We start from the raw sequence: 22,781 nt of genomic DNA, 5'->3' as shown, positions 1-22,781 counted from the left end.
GCTGTGGCGGATCCGGGCGCCATCCACCGGCGATGCGGCGTCCGGGCGCCTTCTCCCCAGGCGCATCGGTTCGCCCGGCCTGATTCGCCGGCGTCGCTCTGCTAAGAGGCGGCATGGCCAGAACCGCCGTCCGCCCCGCCGCCGACACGACGCCCACGCCCGGCCTGGACCCGGCCGGTGCGACGCCGATGATGGCGCAGTACATCGAGATCAAGGCCGCCAATCCGGACTGCCTGCTGTTCTACCGGATGGGCGACTTCTACGAGCTGTTCTTCGAGGACGCGGAGATCGCGTCCCGGGCCCTCGGCATCGTCCTGACGAAGCGCGGCAAGCACGCGGGCGGCGAGATCCCGATGTGCGGCGTGCCGGTCGACCGGTCCGACGACTATCTCAACCGCCTCATCGCCCTCGGCCACCGCGTGGCGGTGTGCGAGCAGACCGAGGATCCGGCCGAGGCCAAGAAGCGCGGGCCGAAATCCGTGGTCCGCCGCGAGGTCGTGCGGCTCGTCACCCCCGGCACGATTACCGAGGACCGGCTCCTCGACCCGGCCCGCGCCAACCTCCTCCTGGCCATCGGCCGCCGGAAGACGGGGGAGGGGGCGGTCGCCTACGGCCTCGCCGCGGTGGACATCTCCACGGGCCGCTTCTCCCTCAGCGAGGTCGCGGGCGGCGACCTGTCCGGCGCCATCGCCCGGCACGACCCGCGGGAGATCGTCCTGTCGGAGGCCATCCACGCCGATCCGGCCCTCGCGCGCCTCTGGCAGGAGTGCCGCGCGGCCGTCGTACCCCTCGCGCAGGCCGAACTCGAGCCCGCGGCCGCCGAGCGGCGCCTGCGCGAGCAGTACGGGGTCTCGACCCTAGAAGGGTTCGGCCAGTTCACCCGGGCCGAGATCGCGGCCGCCGGGGCGGCGCTGCTCTACATCGCCCGAACGCAGCTCGCGGCCCGTCCGCCCCTGGCGGTTCCGACCCGCGAGGATGGCGGCGCCACCCTAGCGATCGACGCGGCGACGCGGACCAACCTCGAACTCACCCGCACCCTGTCGGGGGAGCGCGCCGGGAGCCTCCTCGCCACGATCGACCGGACCGTGACGGCGAACGGGGCGCGGCTGCTCGCCGAGCACCTCGCGGGCCCGTTGACCCATCTCGACGCCATCGCCCGGCGGCACGCCGCGGTGGCGTACCTGGTGGAGGACGCGCGCCTGCGCGGCTTCCTGCGCGACGCCCTGGCCCGCGCGCCCGACCTCGCGCGGGCGCTCTCGCGGACGGGGCTCGGTCGCGCGGGTCCTCGGGACCTCGCGGCCATCCGCGACGGCCTCGCGGTCGCGGCGGATCTCGGCGCGCGCCTCGCCGCCATGAACGGCCTCCCGGCGGAACTCGCCCGGCTGGCCGAGCATCTGGCTGAGGCCGACCGGACGCTCATCGCGACCCTGGCGGCGGCGCTCGCCGACGAGCTGCCCCTGAGCCGGCGCGACGGCGGCTTCGTCCGCACGGGCTACCACCCGGAGATCGACGAGGCGCGGACCCTCGGACAGGATTCCCGCAAGGTGATCGCGGCCCTTCAGGCGCGCTACGCCGAGCAGACCGGCTGCCGGACCCTGCGGATCAAGCACAACAACCTGCTGGGCTACTTCATCGAGGTCCCGCAATCGGTCGGCGAGGCCTGCCTGAAGGGCCTGCAGAGCGAGTTCGTCCATCGCCAGACCATGGTGGACGCGATGCGCTTCACCAGCGTCGAGCTGGGCGAGCTCGAATCGAAGATCTCGGGCGCCTCCGACCGGGCCCTGGCCCTGGAGGCCGCCGTCTTCGACGACCTCGCGGCCCGCGTGCTGGCCCAGGCCGAGCCCGTCGCCGAGGTGGCCGAGGCGCTGGCCGGGCTCGACGTAGCGGCGAGCCACGCGGAACTCGCCGTCGAGCTCGACTGGCGGCGTCCCGTGGTCGACGACTCGCTCAGCTTCGTCGTGGTCGGCGGCCGCCACCCGGTGGTCGAGGCGGCCCTGCGCCGGGCCGGCGAGCCGTTCATCGCCAACGACTGCGACCTGTCCGGCGACACGCGCGGCCGGATCCGGCTAATCACCGGCCCGAACATGGGCGGCAAGTCGACCTTCCTGCGCCAGAACGCGCTGATCGCGGTGCTCGCCCAGATCGGCGCCTTCGTGCCGGCCGCGGAGGCGCGGATAGGCCGGGTCGACCGGCTGTTCTCCCGCGTCGGCGCCGCCGACGATCTCGCCCGGGGGCAATCGACCTTCATGGTCGAGATGGTCGAGACCGCGGCGATCCTCAACCAGGCGACCCGGCGCTCCCTGGTGATCCTGGACGAGATCGGCCGCGGCACCGCGACCTTCGACGGCCTGTCGATCGCCTGGGCCTGCCTGGAGCACCTCCACGAGGTGAATGCCTGCCGGGCGCTGTTCGCCACGCATTTCCACGAGCTGACGGCGCTGGGCGACCGGCTGGCGCGGCTGGAGAACGCCACCCTGAAGGTGGCCGAGCACCGGGACGGCGTCGTGTTCCTGCACGAGGTCGTGCCGGGCGTCGCCGAGCGCAGCTACGGGCTGCAGGTGGCACGGCTCGCCGGCCTCCCGGGCAGCGTCGTGACCCGGGCCGGGGCGATCCTCAATAGTCTGGAGAAGGCCGAGCGGGGCCGCCCCGCCCGCGCCCGGATCGACGACCTGCCGCTCTTCGCGGCCCTCGCGCCACCCCCGCCGCCGGAGCCGCCGCCGGAGGATCCGCTGGGCGCGCTGCTCGACGGGATCGACCCGGACGCGCTGACGCCGCGCGAGGCGCTGGACGCGCTCTACCGGCTGAAGCGCGAGCGGGCGGCGCGGGGCTGAGACCCGTGGGCCGCGCGCCGGGGGCCTGACCCGAAGAACCTCAGACGGGCGCGGGCGAGAACCCGTCCGGGCAGGCCGGCCCGTCGCGGCCGGCCCGGCGATCGGCCACGTAGTCCAGGGTGCTGGCCACGACGCGCTCGGAATAGGGCTTGGCGATCACCCCGATCGCGCCGGCGAAATCGGCCGGGATGCGCTTGGCGTTGGCGGTCATGAACACCACGGTGGTGCGCCGGTCGGCCGAGAGCGCCCGGGCCACGTCGATGCCGGTCGGGCCGTCGACGAGGTGGATGTCGACGAGGGCGACGTCGGGCGCCGTGGACCGGCCCATCGCGATGGCCTCCGTCGCGTTGCCGGCGACGCCGACGGTGACGTGCCCGAGATCGTCCAACAGGCATTCCAGCTCGAGGGCGATCAGGGCCTCGTCCTCCACCACGAGGATGCGGAGCGCGGCGTCCGCGGCGGCGTTCCCGGTCCCCATGCGCTCTTCGTCCTCCGGCCCCGCGGCCGACGAGCTTGATGCCTCCACGTCGATTTCTCAAGCCGGCTGCTGGAGCGGGATGTCGATCTCGACGGTCGTGCCCGGGCCGGCATCCGCCCAGGCGATGGTCCCGCGCATCTGCCGGACCACCATCTCCACGAGATTGCGCCCGAACCCCGCCGGGTTCGGGGCCGCCGCGGCGACGCCGACGCCGTCGTCGCGGATCGTCATGTGCATCCCGCCCTCGGTGCGGCGGGCGACGATCGACACGCGCCCCTCGCGCTCGCCCGGGAAGGCGTGGCGCAGGGCGTTGGCCGTCAGTTCGTGGATCATCAGCGCGAGCGGGGCCGCCATCGCGGCGGCCACCGCGATCGGCTCGACGTCGGCCTCCACCCGGCGCCGCTCCGGGTCCAGGCCGGCATTCATGTCGGCCAGGAACTCGGCCGCGAAGTCGCCGAGGTTGAAGTGCGTGCAGTCGCCCTCGGAGTAGAGCATCCGGTGCGCCGTCGAGAGGGCGCCGATCCGCTCCGCCATGCCCTGGAGCGCGTCGCGCGCCTCGCCCTCGGGCGTGCGCCGCGCCTTCAGGAGCATAAGCGACGAGATCACCTGGAGATTGTTCTTCACCCGGTGATCGACCTCGTGGAGGAGGGCGGTCTTCTGCTCCAGCGCCGATGTCAGGTCCTGGGTCCGCGCCGCGACGAGGCGCTCCAGCTCGTCGTTGGTGCCGCGCATCGACACTTCCATCTGGTGGACATGGGTCATGTCCGCCTGGGCGGCGTAGAAGTAGGCGAGCCCCTCGGCGTCGCGCACCGGGGTGATGGTCATCGCGTTCCAGAAGGACGTCCCGTCCTTGCGATAATTGAGCAGCTCCACCGAGATCGGCTCTTCGGCCTCCACGGCCGAGCGGATCCGCTGCACCGTCGACCGATCGGTGGCCGGCCCCTGCAGCATCCGGCAGTTGCGCCCGACGATCTCGTCCGCGGCGTAGCCCGTGGCGCTCAGGAACGCATCGTTCGCCCAGGCGATCGGGTTGTCGGGCGCGCGCGCATCGGTGATGACCATCGGCGACGGGCTCGACGCGAACGCGTCGACGAGCGTCGCGAGGGGCGGACCGGTCTCGGATCGGGCACTCAACGCGTCATTCCACAGTCAGGCGGTGCCCCCGTTCGTCCGGCGGCGCCACCATCGCGCTCCGACCGCGGGACGTGGACACCGCGTTAAGCAAGCTTCTACCAAGATTGGGGCGCAAGACAGCAGGATCCAGCGGAGACAGGTGCGGCGTAAGGCTGCCACGATTTCGCGGGATCAAGGCCACGAAGGCTCAGGAGTTCCATGCCATGGCGAACCAGCCACAGGCGACGCGTCGATTCCGACTCCGCGACATCGTCGAGGACCGGCGGATCGTGCTCATGCTGGCGCTCGGATTCTCGTCCGGCCTGCCGCTGCTCCTCGTGCTGGGGACCTTCACGCTCCGCCTCGCCTTCTCGGACATCGACGTGCGGGCGATCGGCCTGTTCAGCTACGTGGCGCTGCCCTACTCGCTGAAATTCCTCTGGGCGCCGGCGATCGACCGCCTGAACGTGCCGGTGCTGAGCGCCCGGCTCGGGCGCCGCCGCGCCTGGATGGTGACGACGCAGGCCGCGGTCGCCCTGTGCCTGATCCTGATGGCCTTCTCGGACCCGAAGACCAACCTCGCGCTCCTCGGGCTCGGGGCCTTCCTGGTGGCGTTCTGCGCGGCCAGCCAGGATGTCGTGATCGACGGTTGGCGCATCGACGCCGCCGGCAGCGACTTCCAGGGCATCCTGGCGGCGACCTCGAACCTCGGCTACCGCCTGGGCCTGATCACCGCCGGCGCGGGCGCGCTGTTCATCGCCTCCGCGGGGGGCTGGACGCTGGCCTACCTGATCATGGCCGCCCTCATGCTGGTCGGGATGATCGCCGCCCTGCTGGCCCCGGCCTTCGACAGACCGCGCGCGGCCCCCGCCGAGACGCCCGGCCGGTCCCGGTTCTGGTCGATGCGCCGCGCCATCCTGGAGCCGCTGACCGAGCTGCACGGCCGGTTCGGCGGCGCGCTCTGGGGCATCCTCCTGCTCGTGGCCCTTTTCCGGCTGCCCGACTTCCTGTCCGGCGTCATGGCGAGCCCGCTCTACCGGACGCTGGGCTTCGACCTGAAGGAGATCGCCACCGTCACCAAGCTCTACGGCATCTGGGTCGGCATCGCGGGCGGCTTCGCGGGCGGCTGGGCGCTCGCCCGCTTCGGCCTGTTCCCGACGCTGCTGCTCGGCGCCTTCCTGGCGGCAGCCTCGCACCTCGCCTTCGCCTGGCTGGCGGCCGGCGCGCCCGAGATCTGGCGCCTCACGGTGGCGATCTCGATCGAGAATTTCTGCGGCTCCTTCGCGGGGATCGTGCTGATCGCCTACATGTCGAGCCTCACCAGCCCGGCCTACGCGGCGACGCAGTACGCGCTGTTCTCCTCGCTCTACGCGCTGCCGGGCAAGCTGATCGCGGGCTCGTCGGGCTTCGTGGTCGCGGCGATCGGCTACCCGGCCTTCTTCGTCATGACCTCCCTCGTGGGAATCCCCGTCCTCGTGCTCTGCCTCGCGGTCGGGCGGCGGAGCGGTCAGGCGGAGGCCGCGGCCCCGGCGCGGGACGCCCAGGAGCCGGGGAACCGCATCCCGGGGCCCGAGCTTCCTACCACGGCGCGCGCCCCCGGGGCCGCGTGAGCGGGACAGATCCAGGGATCGACGGATGAGCACGAGCGACCTCACCCGCGCCGGCGAGACGCTGCCGGCGGAGACGCCAGAGATAGCGCTGAGCGACGCGGACCTCGCCGCCCTGCGCCGCGCCGTGCAGGTGCTGGAGCGTCCGAGCCTCGCGGCGCGGCTCTCCGCGGCGGCCGGCGCACCCCTCGACATCATCGGCCGATCGCTGCCGACCCCGGTCACCGAGGCCGTCAGCCGCAGCACCGAGGTGGCCATGCGGGGCGCGCTGCGCGTCGCGCTGGCGACGCTGCCGCGCAAGGAACTCGTCCCCGCCGAGGGCGAGGGTCTCGGCGGCGCGGCCGCGAAGGCCGAGAGCCGTCTCACGCGGCTGCTCGGCTCGGGCGACGCCAAGCACAAGGCGATGGCGGCGCTCTCGGGCGCGGTCGGCGGCGCGTTCGGCCTCGCGACGCTGGCGGTCGAGCTGCCGGTCTCGACCACGCTGATGCTGCGCTCGATCGCCGAGATCGCCCGGGAGGAGGGGGAGGATCTCGAGACCCCCGAAGGCGCGCTCGCCTGCGTGCAGGTCTTCGCCCTCGGCGGCCGGGCCATGGCGGAGACCGAGGCGGGCTCGGCGCTCACCGAGAGCGGCTACTTCGCGGTCCGCGCCGCGCTGGCCAAGACCCTGTCGGAGGCGGCCCGCTACGCCGGGAGCAAGACGCTCCTCGACCAGTCGGCCCCGGCTCTGATCCGCTTTACCGCGCAGATCGCCGCGCGCTTCGGCCTCGTGGTCTCCCAGAAGGTCGCCGCCCAGGCGGTGCCGATCCTCGGCGCCTTCGGCGGGGCTGCGGTCAACACCGCCTTCATGAACCACTTCCAGTCGACCGCGCGGGCGCATTTCACCGTGCGCCGCCTGGAGCGCGCCTACGGCGCGGCTGCCGTGCGGGCCGCCTACGAGGTCGAGAAGGCGGGCCTCGGGATCGCTTGATCCGCCCGCGGTAAAGCCGCAAGGATCCGCGCCATCCGCACGGGGCGGAGGCACGGAGGCGGCTCTGATCGGCAACGGCGAGATGGTGGCCCGGCTGGCGCTGGCGGCGCTGTTCGGCAGCGTGGTCGGCCTGGAGCGCGAGCGGCTGCTCTGGGCGGCCGGCCTGCGGACCCACATGCTGGTCTGCGTCGGCTCCTGCCTGATCATGCTGGTCTCGGCCTTCGGCTTCGCCGACGTGCTGGGCGCCGAGCACGTCGTCCTCGACCCGTCCCGTATCGCCGCGCAGGTCGTCTCCGGCATCGGCTTCCTCGGCGCGGGGACGATCCTGCTCCGCGGCGAGGTGGTGAAGGGCCTCACCACGGCCGCGAGCCTCTGGGGCGTGGCGGCGATCGGGCTGGCGATCGGCAGCGGCCTCTACGTGCCGGCGCTCGCCGCGACGGCGCTCATCGTCGGGATCCTGGCCGGCGTGAAACCCTTCGAGGAGCGCTGGCGCGACCGGATGCGCGCCCAGACGCTGCGGCTGACCGCCAAGCGCGGCACCATGTCGATCGACACCCTCCAGGCGGCGACCGGCGAGCGTGCCTCGCGCGTCCGGACCTTCACGGTCCATCCGGGGCCCGACCCGGACCACGACGAGGTCACCGTCACCTTCGTGCGCCTGTCGCGGACGAGCTTCGAGACCATCGCGGCGAAGCTGCGGGCGATGCCGGACGTCACCTCCGTCGACGTGGCGGAGAGCTGACGGCGGGTGACGCGGGGGCGTGCCGCCGCCGGGGCTCAGAGCGTCCCGGCGCCCTCGCCGTCGAGGAACAGGCGGTAGGCCGGGTTCTCGGTCTCGTCGGTGGCCGGGTAGCCGAGCGCCTCGATCACGGCGTCGAACCGGGCGCGCTCGGCCGGCGGCACCGCGATCCCGGCGAGCACCCGGCCGTAATCGGCGCCGTGGTTGCGGTAGTGGAACAGCGTGATGTCGAAGTCCGGGCCCAGCGCTTCGAGGAACTTCATCAGCGCGCCCGGCCGCTCCGGGAACTGGAAGCGGAACAGGCGCTCGTGCGCCACCCCGACGGCCCGGCCGCCGACCATGTAGCGGACGTGGACCTTGGCCATCTCGTTGTCGCTCATGTCGAGGACGCGGTAGCCGGCGTCGCGCAGGGAGCCGATCAGCGCCTGCTTCTCGCGCTTGCCGCCGCCGACGTTGATGCCCACGAAGATCTGCGCCTCGGAGCCCGGGGCGTGGCGGTAGTTGAACTCGGTGACGGCGCGCGGGCCGAGGGCCTGGATGAAGGCGCGATAGGCGCCCGGACGTTCCGGGATGGTCACGCCGATCAGGACCTCGCGCTGCTCGCCGATCTCCGCGCGCTCGGCGATGTGGCGCAGGCGATCGAAGTTCAGGTTCGCCCCCGACGAGATGGCGATCAGCGTGCCGTCGCCGCCCTCCCGCTCGGCGTACATCTTGGCGCCGGCGAGGCTCAGCGCCCCGGAGGGCTCGGACACCGCGCGGGTGTCGTCGAAGATGTCCTTGACCGCGGCGCACATGGCGTCGGTGTCCACGGTGATGACCTCGTCGAGATGCTCGCGGCAGAGCCGGAAGGTCTCCTCGCCGGCCTGCCGCACGGCGACGCCGTCGGCGAACAGGCCGACGCTCGGCAGGCTGACCCGGGTGTCGGCCGCGAGCGCCGCGGCCATGCAGGCGGCGTCCTCGGGCTCGACGCCGATCACCTTGGTGCCGGGCCGCAGGTACTTCACGAAGGTGGCGATCCCGGCGGCCAGCCCGCCGCCGCCCACCGGCACGAAGATCGCCTCGATCGGGCCGGTATGCTGCTCCAAGATCTCCTTGCCGATGGTGCCCTGGCCGGCGATCACGTCCGGATCGTCGAAGGGGTGAAGGAAGGTCAGGCCCTGCTCGGCCTCGAGGATCTTGGCCTGCGCCAGGGCCTCGTCGAAGGCGTCGCCGTGCAGCACGACCTCGGCCCCGCGCGCCCGGCAGGCATCGACCTTGATCGAGGGGGTGGTGCGCGGCATCACGATGACGGCCCGCGCGCCGAGCTTGGCGGCGGCGAGGGCGACGCCCTGGGCGTGGTTGCCCGCCGAGGCGCAGACGACGCCGCGGGCGATCTGGTCGGGGTGCAGGCCCGACATCTTGTTGTAGGCGCCGCGCAGCTTGAACGAGAAAACCGGCTGGAGATCCTCGCGCTTGAGCAGGACCGGCCGGCCGAGCCGCTGCGTCAGGCGCGGCATCGGATCGAGGGGGCTCTCGATCGCGACGTCGTAGACGCGGGCAGTGAGGATCTTGCGGATGTAGTCCGTCACGGTGTGCAGTCTCGGCCGATGCGCGGGGCGATGCCGGCCAGATAGACCCTCCGGCCCGCGGATGCGAGCGCGCCCCGCGCGCGGCAGGTCAGCCGAGACGGTCCACCAGCGCCGCCACCCAGACGAGCAGCGCCGCCATCTGCGCCATGAAGGTGCCGGCGGAGGCGAGGTCCTTCACGGTCCCGATCATCGGGTGATGGCCCGGATGGACGTGGTCGCAGAGTTTCTCGACGGCTGTGTTGAGGAACTCCGCGGCCAGCATCAGCAGCAGGCTGACCATCAGGGCGACGCGCACCCAGAGCGTCGCGCCGAGGAACAGTGCGACCGGGATCCCGAGCGCCAGGAGCACGAGTTCCTGCCTCACGGCCCGCTCGGTGCGCGCGCCGTGACGCAGGCCGCGCCAGGAGTTGAGGAAGGCGAGGACCAGGGCGTTCATCGGATGGCGGCCTCCGGCACGGACCGGCTGATCCACTTGGCGAGCAGCGGGCCGGTGAGCAGCACCACGAACAGGCGCAGGGTCTGGACGGCCAGCACGAAGGAGACGTCCGCCTTCGAGCCGACCGCGATGATCGCCACCGAGTCGAGGCCGCCGGGGCTCGTGGCGAGGATCGCGGTCAGCAGGTCGATGGGCAGCAGGAGGGTCAGACCCCAGCCCCACGCCGCGCAGAGGGCGATGACCGAGAAGGTCGCCGCCAGGATGCCCGGCAGGGCGGTGACGGTCAGGCGCAGCGTCTCGCGGGTGAAGCGCAGTCCCACGTAGATGCCGATGCAGGCGTAGGCGAGTTCGAGGAGCGGTATCGGCAGCGCCATCCGGACGAGCCCGGTGGCGTGGAGCAGGCTGCCGAGAACCATCGGCCCGATCTGCGCGCCGGCCGGAACCCGCAGGGCGAGCGCCGCGCCCGCGCCCACGACGGCGACCGCGAGCGTCGCCAGCAGCGAGAGCGGACCGGTGACCTCGCCGGCGCCGGCCGACGCCCCCGGGACCGGGGCCTCCATCAGGAAGCGTGCGGCCAGCGAGGCCGAGAACACCACGGCGGCGACGCGCACGTACTGCATGAAGGCGACAAGACGCGGATCGGCGCCGAAATCCTCGGCCATCGCCACCATGGCGGAGGCGCCGCCGGGGGACGAGCCCCAGGCCGCGGTGGTCCCGGGGAGCACGCGCAGGCGGGTCAGGATCCAGCCGACGAGGCCGCTGACCGCGACGGTGACCAGCACGACCGCGACGATGAGCGGTCCGTCCTCCATCAGGGTCTGGGCGATCTGCCCGGTGACGGCGTGCGCGACGAGGCAGCCGATCGCCGCCTGGGAGGCCTGGAACGCGGGCCGCGGGACGCGCAGGCGCGAGCCGCCGACGCCGAAGGCGATGGCCGCGATCATCGGCCCGAGCAGCAGCGCGGCCGGGAACTGCGCCTGCATCAGGCCGTACGACACGGCCGCCGACGCGGCGGCGAGGGCGGCCCAGAGGCCGAGGGTGCGGAGAGGGGGCAAGGCGACCGATCGGGAGAGGCCCGCTTCAGCCGGCAGGCGTCAGGCGCGCGCTATACCGCAATATTGGCCCTGTCACGGCAGAGTTTCGGCACGGCGCCCCCGCGCGGAACTCAGGGCTCGCGCGTGAGGGCCGCGAAGGCGGCGTCGAGGCGCGCCCGGGCGTCGGCCAGGCCCTTCCGGCGGGCGTCGAGCCAGTCGCGGTCGGTCCGCAGCCGCGCCTGCGCGGCGCCCAGCATCCGCCGGACCTCCGCGGGCTGAGGGCCGCCGAGCCCCTTCGCGGCGTCGATCATGCCGCGGGCCGACAGCGCCGCCCGGAAGCGGGCCTCGTCGAGGGGCAGGTCCGGCTTCAGCCCCGACCCCGCCGCGGCCTCGGCGTAGATGCGCCGCACCTCCGGGAAGGGCAGGTCGGCCGGGCGCAGGTCGTGGCCGCGGCCGTAACTCACGAGCTCGGACGCGAAGTGGTGGCCGAGCCGGAACGGCACGTCGGCCTCGCGCTGGAGCGTGTCGGCGAGCTCGGTGGTGGTGGAGTAGTCCGCCGCGACCTCGTCGGCGGCGCGCGCCCGGTCCACGACCAGCCCGTCGAGGACGCGCGTCCAGCGCCGGCACATCTCGGCGGCCTCGGCCAGGGTCCGTCCCGGCGGCTCGGCTTGGTTGCGCTTGTAGTCCGGCATGCCGGAATCGACGTTGTGCGCCATGATGACGAAGGCCTGGGCGGCCCCCACGACGTCGCTGGCCTTCATGCGCAGGCTGTAGAGCGCGACGGGGTTGCGCTTCTGCGGCATGATGCTGCTCGGCCCGGTGAGCGCGCCCTCCCGCAGCAGGATCCAGGGCCGGGTCTGGTGGTACTGCGCGTAGAGATCCTGCGCGAAGCTGCCGGCGGTGGTGGCGAAATTCGCCGCGAGCCCGGTCAGCTCGAGCCCCATATCCATCGGCGCGAGCTGGCCGGAATCGTAGCTGTTCTCCACCGGCGCGTCGAAGCCGAGCAGCGCCGCCAGCCTCTCGCGATCCACCGGGAAGCTCGACGTGCCGAGGGCGGCCGCGCCCAGGGGCGACAGGTTCAGCCGCGCCCAGGTCTCCCGGAGGCGGTCGGCATCGCGGGCGAGGACGGATGCGTAGCCCAGGTAGACGTGGCCGAGCGTCGTCGGCTGGGCCTGCACCCCGTTGGTGTAGGCCGGGACGATCGTGTCGGCCTCGCGCTCGGCCACCGCCAGCAGGGCCGCCCGGGTCTCGTCGAGCGCCTTGGCCAGGTTCAGGAGACGGTCGCGCTGCTCGAGCTTCAGCACCGTCGGGATGATGTCCTGGCGGCTGCGCCCGGAATGCATCCGCGTGGCGTCGGCCCCCGCGATGGCGGTGATCAGCGGCTCGATCCGCAGGTAATCGTCCGGCCGCTCGGCGCCCGGCTTGGCGGCGTCGGCGGCGACCTGGTCGAGGGCGCGGGCGACGGTCGCGCCCAGCGCCCGCGGCACGATGCCGGTCTCCACCGTCATCACCAGGGAGGCGCGGTTGATCTGGTCGATCCGGGCGAAGCTGTCCTTCGGCTCGGCGCGCGCGCCCGCGGGGATCAGCAGCGCCAGTACGGCCCAGACCATCGTGCGCCGCATCGAGCCGCTCCCTGTCGTCACCCGTCCTGATAGACCGGTCGCGGCCCCTCTTCCTATTCACAACCGCTCAAGGTGGGCGTCCGCGGCGGCTCAGGCGACGGCCTCGCCGTCGCGGCAGGCGGCCGTGCCCGCTGGCGCGTGCGCCCGGAAGAAGGCGGCCAGGCTCGCGAGGCCGGCGGCCCGCGGATCGCTCGCGCGCCAGACCAGCGCGATGGTCCGCCCCGGGCCGTCGACGTCGAAGGCGCGGGTGACCGTCAGGCCGCTGGGATCGGGGCTCGCCGGCACCGCCAGCGCCGGCAGCAGCGTGTAGCCGGCGCCGGCCGCCACCATCGAGCGGAGCGTCTCCAGGCTGGTGGCGTGGCGGCCGACCGACGAACCGGCGCCGCAGGCGGCGATCGCCTGGTCGCGCAGGCAGTTGCCCTCGTCGAGGAGCAGCAGGTCCGGCCCCGCGATCTCGTTGGCGGAGAGCGCGCCGCCCCGGGCGAGGGTGTGCTCGGCCGGGCAGGCGAGCCAGAACGGCTCGACGAACAGCGGCGAGACCGCGAGCCCGTGCGACGGCAGCGGCAGCGAGACCAGGGCCGCGTCGATGCGCCCGTCGCGCAGCCCCTCGACGATGTCGGCCGTCCGCGATTCGGACAGCGAGAGCATCAGCAGCGGGTACTGCTCGCGCAGGGGCCGCAGCACCAGCGGGAAGAAGTAGGGGCCGAGCGTCTGGATCGCCGCCAGCACGAGACGCCCGGTGAGCGGCGAGCCGCGCCCCTCGCTGGCCAGCGCCAGGAGCCGCTGCGCCTCCGCCAGGACGACCCGCGCCTGCCGGACGATGGCCTGGCCCGCCTCGGTGAGCAGGATCCGCCGGTTCGAGCGCTCGAACAAAGTCAGGCCGAGCGCGGTTTCCAGCTTACGGACCTGCACGCTCAGCGTCGGCTGGCTGACGTTGCAGCGCTCGGCAGCCCGGCCGAAATGCCCCTCGTCGGCGACGGCGACGACGTATTCGAGATCGCGGAGGGAGAGGCCGGCCAGATTCATAGGCTGCGTCTATCAGAACCTTTGTGACGATGCATTTGCCTCGGGGTCACGCCCCAGTCATAACCCTTCACCAGAACGGTTCCAGGCTGACTCCGCTGTCCACCGAGAGCCTTCGCAGTACGGAGAGACGGTACGCATGAGCGATCAACGCCCGATCCTGACAACCCGCCAGGGCCATCCGGTCCGCGACAACCAGAGCACCCGCACGGTCGGTGAGCGGGGCCCGGCCACGCTCGAGAACTACCAGTTCATCGAGAAGATCACGCACTTCGACCGCGAGCGGATCCCGGAGCGCGTCGTCCACGCCCGCGGCGCCGGCGCCCACGGCTGGTTCGAGGCCTACGGCAAGATCGGCGACGAGCCGGCCTCCAAGTACACCCGCGCGCGCGTGCTGAACGAGACCGGCGTGAAGACGCCGATGTTCGTGCGCTTCTCGACGGTCGCCGGCGCCAAGGAGAGCCCGGAGACCGAACGTGATCCGCGCGGCTTCGCGGTCAAGTTCAAGACCGTCGACGGCAACTGGGACCTCGTGGGCAACAACCTCAAGGTCTTCTTCATCCGCGACGCGATCAAGTTCCCCGACATGATCCACGCGTTCAAGCCGGACCCGGTGACGAACCGGCAGGAGGCGTGGCGCTTCTTCGACTTCGTGGCCCAGCACCCCGAGTCGATCCATATGGTGACGCACCTGAAGTCGCCCTGGGGCATCCCGGCCAATTACCGCGAGATGGAAGGCTCGGGCGTCAACACCTACAAGCTGGTCAACGACCAGGGTGAGGCCGTGCTCTGCAAGTTCCACTGGGAGCCGAAGCAGGGCGTGCGCAACCTGACCTCGCAGCAGGCCTCCGAGATCCAGGCCAAGGATGTCGGCCACGCGACCCGCGACCTGTACGACAACATCAAGGCCGGGAATTTCCCCGAGTGGGAATTCTGCGTCCAGATCATGCCGGACGGCCCGAACGACCACCTGTCGTTCGACCCGCTGGACGACACGAAGCTGTGGCCGGTCGACCAGTTCCCGCTGCTGCCGGTGGGCCGCATGGTGCTCGACCGCGTGCCGGACAACTTCTTCGCCGAGGTCGAGCAGTCCGCCTTCGGCACCGGCGTGCTGGTCGACGGCATCGACTTCTCGGACGACAAGATGCTGCAGGGGCGGACGCTGTCCTACTCGGACACGCAGCGCTACCGCGTCGGCGCCAACTACCTCCAGCTGCCGATCAACGCGCCGCAGCCCGGCGTGAAGGTCTACTCGAACCAGCGCGACGGTCAGATGGCCTACACGGTCGACGGCACCGGCCCGAACAGGCACATCAACTACGAGCCCTCGACGCTGGCCGAGGGCCTGCGCGAGGCGCCGAAGCCCGCCAAGGACTACCACCAGCCGGTGGAGGGCCGCCTCGGCCGCTACCAGACCTCGCGGACCGAGGACGACTACACCCAGGCTGGCGTCCGGTACCGCTCGTTCCAGGATTGGGAGCGCGACGACCTGATCGCCAACCTCGTGGCCGACATGAAGCAGTGCCCCGAGCCGATCCAGCTGCGGATGGTCTGGCACTTCTGGCACGCCGACGAGGATTACGGCCGCCGCGTCGCCGAGGGCGCCGGGATCGATCTGGAGAAGGCCAAGGCCCTGCCGCCGCTGCCGGGCCGCGCCGCGCCGGGCAAGCGCCTGCAGTCCGAGACCCTGACCGACGGCTCGCAGGCGCACCGGGTCGCCGCCGAGTAAGCCTCGCGCGCGCGCTCATCGACACAGCCCCGCGCGGTCACCCGGCCGCGCGGGGTTCTCGTTTGCGGAACGGACGGGGGCGAAGATGGCGAGTGTCGTGCACCGCGGGCCCGGCCCGAACGCCGTCATCGGCGGCATGCGGGTCACCTATCTCGCGCGCAGCGACGAGACGGCCGACGGCCTCGGCATCTACCGCGTCACGATGGATCCCCGGACGCCGGGCGCGGGACTGCACCGCCACGCCCGGCTGACCGAGACCTTCTCGGTCGAGGCGGGCCGGCTCGCCCTGCACGTCGACGGTGCCGACCACGACCTCGGACCGGGCGACTTCGCGCTCATCCCGCCCGGCGTCGCGCACGCCTTCGCCAATCGCGGCGACCGCCCGGTGCGCTTCACGCTGAGCTTCGCGCCGGCGCTCGGCCGCGAGGGCTTCTTCGAGGGTCTGGCCCGCCTCGCCGCGGAGGGACGGCTCGGCGACGCCGCCGCGATGACCGACCTGATGGCCCGCTACGATCAGGAACCGCTGGCCGGGTTCGCCGGCTGGAGTTCGGTCAGCGGCTGAGCGGCCGGATCCCGCAGCTCGGGTTCGGCCGCGCTGACCTTCCGGTCGCGTCCGGCGGCGAGCCCGATCAGGATCGCCGCGACGGTGATGCCGACGAACAGGGCGCCCGGCACGGTCCAGCCGCCGGTCGCCTCGTGGGCGAGACCGAAGACCAGCGGCCCCAGCGCGGCGCAGGTGTAGCCGATGCCCTGCGCCATGGCCGAGAGGCCGGCGGCGCTCGCCGCGTCCGCGGCGCGCAGCACGATCAGGGTCAGGCCCAGCCCGAAGCAGCCGCCGATCCCGAAGCCCAGCGCGCATGCGGCGGGGATCCGCACGAATTCCGCCCCGAAGGCGAGGACCACGAAGGCGGCGGCCGTCAGGCCGGGAATCACGACGATCCAGGCGCGCTGGTCGCGGGCGCGGGCCGCCAGCATGGCGACCAGCAGCGCGCCCGGCGCCTGAACCAGCGTCGCCAGCGAGGCGTAGAGCCCGGCATTCAGCGGCGTCAGCCCGCGGCCCTGCAGCAGCAGCGGCAGCCAGCCGAACAGGATGTAGGCGAGCGACGATTGCAGGCCCATGAAGCCCGTCACCCACCACGCGAGCGGGTTGCGGAGCAGCCGCCCGGCCGAGGGCGCGGCGGTCGAGGCGGTCCGGCGGGCGAACGGGATCCACACGAAGGCCGCCACCAGCGCGGGCAGCGACCAGATCGCCAGGGCGGAGGGCCAACCGCCCCCGAGGGCGTGCTCCACCGGCACCGAGGCCCCGGCGCCCGCGGCCGCGCCGAGGCACAGGGTCATCGTGTAGAGGCCCGTCATCAGGCCGCCGTTGCCGGCGAAATCGCGCTTCACCAGCGCCGGCAGCAGGACGTTGTCGATCCCGATCCCGACGGCCGCCAGCGCCGTCCCGGCGAAGAGCGGCACGAGCCCGCCGAGACCGCGCAGCGTCAGGCCGGCGACGAGGATCGTCGAGCCGGCGAGCACGGCGAGGTCGGGCCCGATCCGGCGGATCAGCGGCGCGGCCAGCGCGCAGGCGATGCCGAGGCACAGGACCGGCAGCGTCGTGAGGATGGCGGCGCCGCCGGCGCCGAGCCCCGTGCCGTCCCGGATCGTCGCCAGCAGCGGGCCGACCGTGCTCAGCGCCGGGCGCAGGTTGAACGCGACCAGCATCAGCGCGAGGCCGAGCAGGAACCGGTTGGCCGTCGCCCGGTCCGCGCTCACGGCCGCCGCCGCGCGATCACGGCCCCGCCCAGGCAGGCGGCCAGCATCAGCGCGAAGGCGGCGTCGCCGAACTGGCCGTAGAGCGTGCCGCCGACGATGCGGGCGGGCAGGTCGGCGTCGAGCCAGGTCTCGGTGTCGAGCGCGGTGCGGGCGACGACGCGGCCGTGCGGGTCGATCACCGCGGAGATCCCGGTATTGGCGTCGCGCACGAGCGGCAGACCCTCCTCGACGGCGCGCAGGCGCGCCTGGGCGAGGTGCTGGCGCGGCCCCGGCGTGTCGCCGAACCACGCGTCGTTGGTGACGTTCAGGATCAGCCCCGGCGGCTGCGGGGACGGCGCGGCGTGCCCGGCGGGCAGGATCGCGCCCGGGAAGATCGCCTCGTAGCAGATGGTCGCCGCGACCGGCGGCAGGCCCGGCACCGTCAGGATCCGCTGCCCGGCGAGCGTCCCGGCCGAGAACCCGCCGGGGATCGCCACGAACTGGCGCAGCCCCACGGTCCGCAGGGCGGCGTCGAGGGGCGCGGGGAGGTACTCCCCGAACGGGACGAGGTGGACCTTATCGTAGCTGTCGGAGATCCGGCCGTCCGGGCCGATCACCAGGACGGCGTTGTAGAAGCGCAGGCGCTCGCCCGGCAGCGGCTCCTCGGCGCGGGCCGCCCCGGTGATCAGGTGCTGCCCGGGCTTGAGGCCGGCCGCCACCTTGGCCAGGGCGTCGGGGTCGCGCTGGATCAGGAACGGGAAGGCCGATTCCGGCCAGACGATGTGGGTCGGTTCCGGCGCACCGGCCTCCGTCGGGCGCTGGCTCAGCTCGATGTAGCGGTCGACGATGTCGGCCCGGTTCTCGGGCCTGAACTTGGCGTCCTGGGGCAGGTTGGGCTGGACGAGCCGCAGCCGGACACCCGTGACCACCGGGTCGGGCGGACCGAGCCGCTCGGCCCCGTAGAGCGCCAGGCCGGCGAGGACGATCGCGGCGGCGGCGCTCGGCCCGAACCGGGCGCGCGGATTCGCGCCGGTGGCGAGCGTCGCGGGCGCCGCGCAGACCAGCGCGGCCAGGATGCACAGGCCGTAGAGCCCGATCGCCGCCGCCCCCTGCATCAGCCAGAGGTTCTGGGCCAGCGCCATCCCGAGGGTGTTCCAGGGGAACCCCGTGAACAGGTGGCCGCGCAGCCAGTCGGCCGCGCCGAGCCCGAAGGCCAGGGCGGCGATCCGCGCCGCGCCCCGCCCCCAGAGCAGGCCCGCGGCGCCGAAACCGGCGCCGTAGAACAGGCCGAGGACGAAGGGCAGGCCGATCACGCCCAGCGGCAGGGCCCAGAGGAACTCGTCGGCCTCGACCAGGAAGGCCTGGCCCAGCCACCAGAGCCCGGCAGTGAGATAGCCGAAGCCCCAGGCCCAGCCGATGAGGAAGCATGGCCCGAATCGCCGGAGTGTCGTCCGACCGGCCGCAGCCCCGTCCTGCAGCCAGACCGCGATCGTCAGGGAGACCGCGAGGGCCGGGAGGAGCCCGTAGGGCGGCATCGCCAGCGCGCCCAGGGCGCCGGCGAGCCACGCCAGCCCGAGCCGGCGCCAGCCGGTCAGGCGCGCGATCGCCAGCACCGCGCCGGGGACGCGCGCCCGCTCCGGATCGGACATGGGACCCGGGATCGGCCCGCGCATCGGTGCGCCGGCCGCCGCGGGCGACCGGGCGAAACCGTCCACCAGACCCGTCACGCCGCGACCGTCACGGGTGCGGCGTCTCGGCGACCGGGGCGTTCGCGGGCGGCGGCAGGGCGAGCGGCACGACATTGCCGATGCGCGCCGCGCCCTTGTGGAACCGGAGCCGCTTCAGGCGGCGCGGATCGGCGTCGAGCACCTCGAACTCGAGGTCCCCGGGGCCGGCGATCAGCTCGCCGCGCGACGGGACGCGGCCCGCCAGCGTCACGATCATGCCGCCCAGCGTGTCGATCTCCTCGGCCATCTCGCCGACGGCCGCGACGAGGTCGACGCCCGTCACCTCGGAGACCTCGGCCAGCGGCGTGCGCGCGTCGGCCACGAAGACCTCGCCCTCACCCTCGACGCGCTGGACGTGCTTGTCCTCGGCCACGTCGTGCTCGTCCTCGATATCGCCGACCACGACCTCGATCAGGTCCTCGATGGAGATCAGCCCGTCGGTGCCGCCGTACTCGTCGATGACCAGCGCCATGTGGGTGCGGGTCGCCTGCATCCGCACCAGCAGGTCGATCGCCGGCATGGAGGGTGGCACAAACAGGACCGGCCGCTGGATGCGCGCCGCCGCGAGCGTGGTCGTCAGGTCGACCTTGCCGAGGTCCAGGCCGCGCGGCAGGCGCGCCGCGGGCCGGCGCGGGCGCGGTGCGGTCGGCGTGTCCGCCGCACCGTCGACCGCGAGATCGGCGGCCTTCGCGACGGCGGGCGCGCTGCGCCGGGCCGGCTCGGCCTTGGCGGCGATGTGGTCGACGAGGTCGCGGATGTGGACCATGCCGCGGGGATCGTCGAGGGTCTCGCCGTAGACCGGCAGCCGGGAATGGCCGGCCGTGCGGAACAGCTTGAGCAACTCGCCGAGGCTCGTGTCGTTCGAGACGGCGACGATGTCGGCCCGGGGGACCATCACGTCGTCGACGCGCACCTTGTGCAGGCCGAGGACGTTCTTGAGCATGACGCGCTCGAGCGGGGTGAGGCCGCTCTCGCCGGCGTCCGGCTCCGCCAGCGCCTCCTCAAGACCCTCGCGCAGCGAATCGCGCGGCTTGAGATGGAGCGCCTGGAGCAGGCGGTCGTACCAGGGCTCCCGGTGCTGGGACTCGCCCTCGGTGGAACTGGGCGCGGCCAGGGCCGCGCCGCGACTTCGATCGTTGCTCATGTCTCTCGGGTCTGGGGTCGCTCGGACGTCGTGCGCTCAGGCATAGGGATCCGGGATGCCGAGGGTCGCGAGTGCCGCGACCTCGAGGGCTTCCATGGCATCGGCCTCGGCCTCGCCGATCTCGTGGTCCTGACCGAGACAATGCAGGGTGCCATGGACGAGGAGGTGGGCGAGGTGATTCTGGAGCGGCTTCGACTGCTCGGCACTCTCGCGCACCAGGGTCTCGTACGCAAGGACCACGTCGCCGAGGGGCGCGGCGGTCCCGGCATGCCGCGGCTGCGGGGCGGCCGGGAAGGACAGGACGTTGGTGGGCTTGTCCTTGCCGCGCCAGGTCCTGTTGAGTTCCCGGACGGCGGCGTCGTCGGTCAGCAGGACGCTGACCTCGACGGGACCGTCCGGCCTCTCGGGGGCGACGGCGAGCCCGGCCTCGACGGCGCGGGTGACGAGGGCCTCGAGGTCCGGAACCGCCGTCTCCCAGCGCGCGTCCTCGACGGCGAGGTCGATCTCGTGGGGCATGGTCACGCCAGGGGCCGGCGGCGGGGATTCGGGTTGCGGTCGGCCTCCGCGCTGCCGTGGGCGGCGCGCTCATAGGCGGTCACGATCCGGCGGACGAGGTCGTGGCGGACCACGTCGACGTCCTTGAACCGCACGTGCCCGATCCCCTCGACGCCCTCCAGCACGCTGACCGCTTCCACGAGGCCGGATTTCTGGCCCGGCGGCAGGTCGATCTGGCTCGGATCGCCGGTGATGATCATGCGCGAGCCCTCGCCCAGGCGGGTGAGGAACATCTTCATCTGCATGGAGGTGGTGTTCTGCGCCTCGTCGAGCAGCACCACCGCGTTGGTGAGGGTTCGGCCGCGCATGAAGGCGAGCGGCGCGATCTCGATCTGGCCGGTCTGGAGGCCGCGATCGACGTGGCGGGCCTCCATGAAGTCGTACAGGGCGTCGTAGATCGGGCGGAGGTAGGGGTCGACCTTCTCGCGCATGTCCCCCGGCAGGAAGCCCAGGCGCTCGCCGGCCTCGACCGCGGGCCTGGACAGGATCAGCCGCTCGGCATGGCCCTGCTCTAGGAGCGACACGGCGTGGCCGACGGCGAGCCAGGTCTTGCCGGTCCCGGCCGGGCCCTCGGCGAAGACCAGCTCGTTGGTGCGCAGGAGCTTGATGTAGGCGTCCTGTGCCGGGTTGCGCGCCCGCACGGCCCCGCGCTTGCGGGTGGCGATCTGCTCGAAATGCGGCCTGTCGGCCTCGGCCGCGATGACCTCGGCCGGGAACAGGGTCGCCTGCGCGGTGGCCTCGCGGATGGCGCCGTCCACGTCGCCGAGGGTCAGCGTGCTGCCGCCGGTCCGCACCCGGGCGTAGAGCTTCTGGAACACCCGCCGCGCCGTCTCGGCGGCGTCGGCCGGCCCCTTGATGACGAGGTGGTTGCCGAGCGCGGTGGCGGTGACCTCCAGCCGGCGTTCGATATGGGCGACGTTCTGGTCGTACTGGCCGAAGACGAGGCTCGCGAGGCGGTTGTCGTCGAAGGTCAGCGGCACCTCGACCGCCTCGTCCGATCCGGCCGGCCGCGCCGCCGGGCCGCGCCCCTTGAGCGCGCCGCGCGCGCCCGCACCGTCCGACGCGCTCAAGCCGCCATCCTCGCCATCATCCCGACCGCTCCGCTCCTCACGCCGCCGCAGCCGCGGAGACGAGTTCCCCGAACAGGCTGTTGGACCCCGCCTCGGTGATCCGCACGGGCACGACCTGTCCGATATGGTGAGGCGCGGCGTCGAACTGGACGGCCAGCAGGTGCGGCGTCTTGCCCGCGACCTGACCGGGATGCCGCCCGGGCTTCTCGACCAGAACGTCGAAGACCCGCCCGACGGCCGCCCGCTGATAGGCGTGGCGCTGGCCGTCGAGGAGCGCCTGCAACTCGGCGAGCCGGGCCGCCATCACGGCCTCCGGCACCTGATCGGTGCGGTCGGCGGCCGGCGTGCCGGGGCGTGGGCTGTACTTGAACGAGAAGGCGCTCTCGAAGCCGACGTCGCGCACGAGCCGCAGGGTCTCGGCGAAGTCCGCGTCGGTCTCGCCGGGGAAGCCGACGATGAAGTCGGAGGACAGGGCGATGTCGGGCCGCGCCGCGCGGATCCGGTCCATCAGCCGGCGGTACTGGTCGCCGGTATGCTTGCGGTTCATCGCGGCGAGGATCCGGTCGGAGCCCGACTGCACCGGGAGGTGCAGGTAGGGCATCAGGGCCGGCACCTCGGCGTGCGCCCGGATCAGGGCGTCGTCGAAGTCGTTCGGGTGGCTCGTCGTGTAGCGGATCCGCGCGATGCCGGGGATCTTCGCCACCGCGCGCACCAGGTCGGCGAGGCCCGCGGGCGCGCCGTCGGGGCCGTCGCCGTGATAGGCGTTGACGTTCTGGCCGATCAGCGTGATCTCGCGGACGCCGCCGTCGGCGAGCTTCTCGGCCTCGGCGAGCACCGCCGCCACGGAGCGCGAGACCTCCGCGCCCCGCGTGTAGGGCACCACGCAGAAGGCGCAGAACTTGTCGCAGCCCTCCTGAACGGTGAGGAAGGCCGACGAACCGAGCGTCCGCCGGCGGGGCAGGTGGTCGAACTTGTCCTCGACCGGGAACTCGGTGTCGACGACGCGGCGCTCGCGGGAGCGCGCCAGCAGGTCTGGCAGCCGGTGATAGCTCTGCGGGCCGACGACCACGTCGACGGCGGGCTGGCGCGCCTGGATCTCGGCGCCCTCGGCCTGGGCGACGCAGCCCGCGACTACGATGCGCGTGTCGAGGCCCTGCGCCTTCCGCTCACCCTTGAGCACGCGCAGGCGGCCGAGTTCGGAATAGACCTTCTCGGCGGCCTTCTCGCGGATGTGGCAGGTGTTGAGGACGACGACGTCCGCGTCCTCGACCGTGTCGGTCGCCGTGTAGCCCTCGGCGCCGAGGACGTCGGCCATGCGGGCCGCGTCGTAGGCGTTCATCTGGCAACCGTAGGATTTGACGAAAGCCTTCTTCAACGCGCGCCGTCCCGAACCGTCCGATA

At 72.9% G+C, this 22,781-nt stretch carries 19 protein-coding genes; 6 read left to right on the top strand and 13 right to left on the bottom strand.

Features of this window, described 5'->3' with window-relative positions; all coding sequences use genetic code 11:
* Positions 1 to 113 precede the first annotated feature (113 nt).
* Entirely contained in the window at positions 114 to 2,831 is a 2,718-nt protein-coding gene (gene mutS, locus ACLBYB_RS01620) for a DNA mismatch repair protein MutS (protein WP_447697663.1), read from the top strand.
* Between the two features lie 40 nt (positions 2,832 to 2,871).
* On the opposite strand, the gene ACLBYB_RS01615 is transcribed toward mutS, so the two are convergent.
* Both ACLBYB_RS01615 and ACLBYB_RS01610 read right to left on the bottom strand, forming a co-directional pair.
* Positions 2,872 to 3,309 carry a response regulator gene (locus tag ACLBYB_RS01615; RefSeq protein WP_020093483.1) on the bottom strand — a complete coding sequence of 146 codons (438 nt, stop codon included), beginning with the start codon at positions 3,307 to 3,309 and terminating at the stop codon, positions 2,872 to 2,874.
* A gap of 57 nt (positions 3,310 to 3,366) precedes the next feature.
* Complete coding sequence (locus ACLBYB_RS01610) at positions 3,367 to 4,443, bottom strand: histidine kinase dimerization/phosphoacceptor domain -containing protein (protein WP_447697662.1); 1,077 nt, start codon at positions 4,441 to 4,443, stop codon at positions 3,367 to 3,369.
* 203 nt (positions 4,444 to 4,646) lie between these two features.
* On the opposite strand from ACLBYB_RS01610, the gene ACLBYB_RS01605 reads away from it, so the two are divergent.
* From ACLBYB_RS01605 to ACLBYB_RS01595, 3 genes are all read left to right on the top strand, one after another.
* Positions 4,647 to 6,032 carry an AmpG family muropeptide MFS transporter gene (locus ACLBYB_RS01605; RefSeq protein ID WP_447697661.1) on the top strand — a complete coding sequence of 462 codons (1,386 nt, stop codon included), beginning with the start codon at positions 4,647 to 4,649 and terminating at the stop codon, positions 6,030 to 6,032.
* 25 nt (positions 6,033 to 6,057) lie between these two features.
* Positions 6,058 to 6,996, top strand: coding sequence for an EcsC family protein (locus ACLBYB_RS01600; RefSeq protein ID WP_447697660.1), 939 nt, complete (start codon positions 6,058 to 6,060; stop codon positions 6,994 to 6,996).
* Positions 6,997 to 7,078: 82 nt separating this feature from the next.
* Positions 7,079 to 7,738: an MgtC/SapB family protein gene (locus ACLBYB_RS01595; protein WP_082557725.1), complete on the top strand. Its 660-nt coding sequence runs from the start codon at positions 7,079 to 7,081 to the stop codon at positions 7,736 to 7,738.
* Positions 7,739 to 7,773: 35 nt separating this feature from the next.
* On the opposite strand, the gene ilvA is transcribed toward ACLBYB_RS01595, so the two are convergent.
* From ilvA to ACLBYB_RS01570, 5 genes are all read right to left on the bottom strand, one after another.
* Positions 7,774 to 9,390 (bottom strand): threonine ammonia-lyase, biosynthetic, encoded by a 1,617-nt coding sequence (gene ilvA, locus ACLBYB_RS01590; protein ID WP_447698125.1) that lies wholly within the window; start codon positions 9,388 to 9,390, stop codon positions 7,774 to 7,776.
* 1 nt (position 9,391) lies between these two features.
* Entirely contained in the window at positions 9,392 to 9,739 is a 348-nt protein-coding gene (locus tag ACLBYB_RS01585; protein ID WP_020093477.1) for a diacylglycerol kinase, read from the bottom strand.
* Positions 9,736 to 10,794, bottom strand: coding sequence for an AbrB family transcriptional regulator (locus ACLBYB_RS01580; RefSeq protein ID WP_447697659.1), 1,059 nt, complete (start codon positions 10,792 to 10,794; stop codon positions 9,736 to 9,738). Before ACLBYB_RS01580 ends, ACLBYB_RS01585 begins: the two co-directional genes overlap by 4 nt.
* 110 nt (positions 10,795 to 10,904) lie before the next feature.
* A complete protein-coding gene (locus tag ACLBYB_RS01575) occupies positions 10,905 to 12,395 on the bottom strand; it encodes an argininosuccinate lyase (protein ID WP_447697658.1) in 1,491 nt (496 codons plus the stop codon).
* 90 nt (positions 12,396 to 12,485) lie between these two features.
* Complete coding sequence (locus ACLBYB_RS01570; RefSeq protein ID WP_447697657.1) at positions 12,486 to 13,421, bottom strand: LysR substrate-binding domain-containing protein; 936 nt, start codon at positions 13,419 to 13,421, stop codon at positions 12,486 to 12,488.
* Between the two features lie 136 nt (positions 13,422 to 13,557).
* Here ACLBYB_RS01570 and ACLBYB_RS01565 point away from each other — a divergent pair, with 136 nt between their 5' ends.
* Both ACLBYB_RS01565 and ACLBYB_RS01560 read left to right on the top strand, forming a co-directional pair.
* Positions 13,558 to 15,147 carry a catalase gene (locus ACLBYB_RS01565; protein ID WP_447697656.1) on the top strand — a complete coding sequence of 530 codons (1,590 nt, stop codon included), beginning with the start codon at positions 13,558 to 13,560 and terminating at the stop codon, positions 15,145 to 15,147.
* Between the two features lie 85 nt (positions 15,148 to 15,232).
* Positions 15,233 to 15,709: a cupin domain-containing protein gene (locus ACLBYB_RS01560; RefSeq protein WP_447697655.1), complete on the top strand. Its 477-nt coding sequence runs from the start codon at positions 15,233 to 15,235 to the stop codon at positions 15,707 to 15,709.
* Here ACLBYB_RS01560 and ACLBYB_RS01555 read toward each other — a convergent pair.
* From ACLBYB_RS01555 to miaB, 6 genes are all read right to left on the bottom strand, one after another.
* Complete coding sequence (locus ACLBYB_RS01555; RefSeq protein ID WP_447697654.1) at positions 15,661 to 16,905, bottom strand: MFS transporter; 1,245 nt, start codon at positions 16,903 to 16,905, stop codon at positions 15,661 to 15,663. The genes ACLBYB_RS01560 and ACLBYB_RS01555 overlap by 49 nt on opposite strands.
* Complete coding sequence (gene lnt, locus ACLBYB_RS01550; RefSeq protein ID WP_447697653.1) at positions 16,902 to 18,533, bottom strand: apolipoprotein N-acyltransferase; 1,632 nt, start codon at positions 18,531 to 18,533, stop codon at positions 16,902 to 16,904. The genes ACLBYB_RS01555 and lnt overlap by 4 nt, the downstream gene beginning before the upstream one ends.
* Before the next feature lie 88 nt (positions 18,534 to 18,621).
* Complete coding sequence (locus ACLBYB_RS01545; RefSeq protein WP_447697652.1) at positions 18,622 to 19,755, bottom strand: hemolysin family protein; 1,134 nt, start codon at positions 19,753 to 19,755, stop codon at positions 18,622 to 18,624.
* Positions 19,756 to 19,791: 36 nt separating this feature from the next.
* Complete coding sequence (gene ybeY / locus ACLBYB_RS01540; protein WP_026604977.1) at positions 19,792 to 20,271, bottom strand: rRNA maturation RNase YbeY; 480 nt, start codon at positions 20,269 to 20,271, stop codon at positions 19,792 to 19,794.
* A gap of 2 nt (positions 20,272 to 20,273) precedes the next feature.
* Complete coding sequence (locus ACLBYB_RS01535) at positions 20,274 to 21,380, bottom strand: PhoH family protein (protein WP_091977046.1); 1,107 nt, start codon at positions 21,378 to 21,380, stop codon at positions 20,274 to 20,276.
* Between the two features lie 37 nt (positions 21,381 to 21,417).
* Positions 21,418 to 22,755 (bottom strand): tRNA (N6-isopentenyl adenosine(37)-C2)-methylthiotransferase MiaB, encoded by a 1,338-nt coding sequence (gene miaB / locus ACLBYB_RS01530; RefSeq protein ID WP_020093466.1) that lies wholly within the window; start codon positions 22,753 to 22,755, stop codon positions 21,418 to 21,420.
* Positions 22,756 to 22,781: the final 26 nt, after the last annotated feature.

This window comes from Methylobacterium sp. D54C (genome assembly GCF_053345595.1).
Note: the sequence above shows the minus strand (reverse complement) of the source record. Positions and strands in the feature narration are given on the sequence as shown.

What these genes read in the sequence shown, in the direction of transcription:
- mutS (WP_447697663.1), top strand. Translation starts at nt 114, where the DNA reads ATGGCCAGAACCGCCGTCCGCCCCGCCGCCGACACGACGCCCACGCCC.
- ACLBYB_RS01615 (WP_020093483.1), bottom strand. Translation starts at nt 3,309, where the DNA reads ATGGGGACCGGGAACGCCGCCGCGGACGCCGCGCTCCGCATCCTCGTG.
- ACLBYB_RS01605 (WP_447697661.1), top strand. Translation starts at nt 4,647, where the DNA reads ATGGCGAACCAGCCACAGGCGACGCGTCGATTCCGACTCCGCGACATC.
- ACLBYB_RS01600 (WP_447697660.1), top strand. Translation starts at nt 6,058, where the DNA reads ATGAGCACGAGCGACCTCACCCGCGCCGGCGAGACGCTGCCGGCGGAG.
- ACLBYB_RS01595 (WP_082557725.1), top strand. Translation starts at nt 7,079, where the DNA reads ATGGTGGCCCGGCTGGCGCTGGCGGCGCTGTTCGGCAGCGTGGTCGGC.
- ACLBYB_RS01585 (WP_020093477.1), bottom strand. Translation starts at nt 9,739, where the DNA reads ATGAACGCCCTGGTCCTCGCCTTCCTCAACTCCTGGCGCGGCCTGCGT.
- ACLBYB_RS01575 (WP_447697658.1), bottom strand. Translation starts at nt 12,395, where the DNA reads ATGCGGCGCACGATGGTCTGGGCCGTACTGGCGCTGCTGATCCCCGCG.
- ACLBYB_RS01570 (WP_447697657.1), bottom strand. Translation starts at nt 13,421, where the DNA reads ATGAATCTGGCCGGCCTCTCCCTCCGCGATCTCGAATACGTCGTCGCC.
- ACLBYB_RS01565 (WP_447697656.1), top strand. Translation starts at nt 13,558, where the DNA reads ATGAGCGATCAACGCCCGATCCTGACAACCCGCCAGGGCCATCCGGTC.
- ACLBYB_RS01560 (WP_447697655.1), top strand. Translation starts at nt 15,233, where the DNA reads ATGGCGAGTGTCGTGCACCGCGGGCCCGGCCCGAACGCCGTCATCGGC.
- lnt (WP_447697653.1), bottom strand. Translation starts at nt 18,533, where the DNA reads ATGTCCGATCCGGAGCGGGCGCGCGTCCCCGGCGCGGTGCTGGCGATC.
- ACLBYB_RS01545 (WP_447697652.1), bottom strand. Translation starts at nt 19,755, where the DNA reads ATGAGCAACGATCGAAGTCGCGGCGCGGCCCTGGCCGCGCCCAGTTCC.
- ybeY (WP_026604977.1), bottom strand. Translation starts at nt 20,271, where the DNA reads ATGCCCCACGAGATCGACCTCGCCGTCGAGGACGCGCGCTGGGAGACG.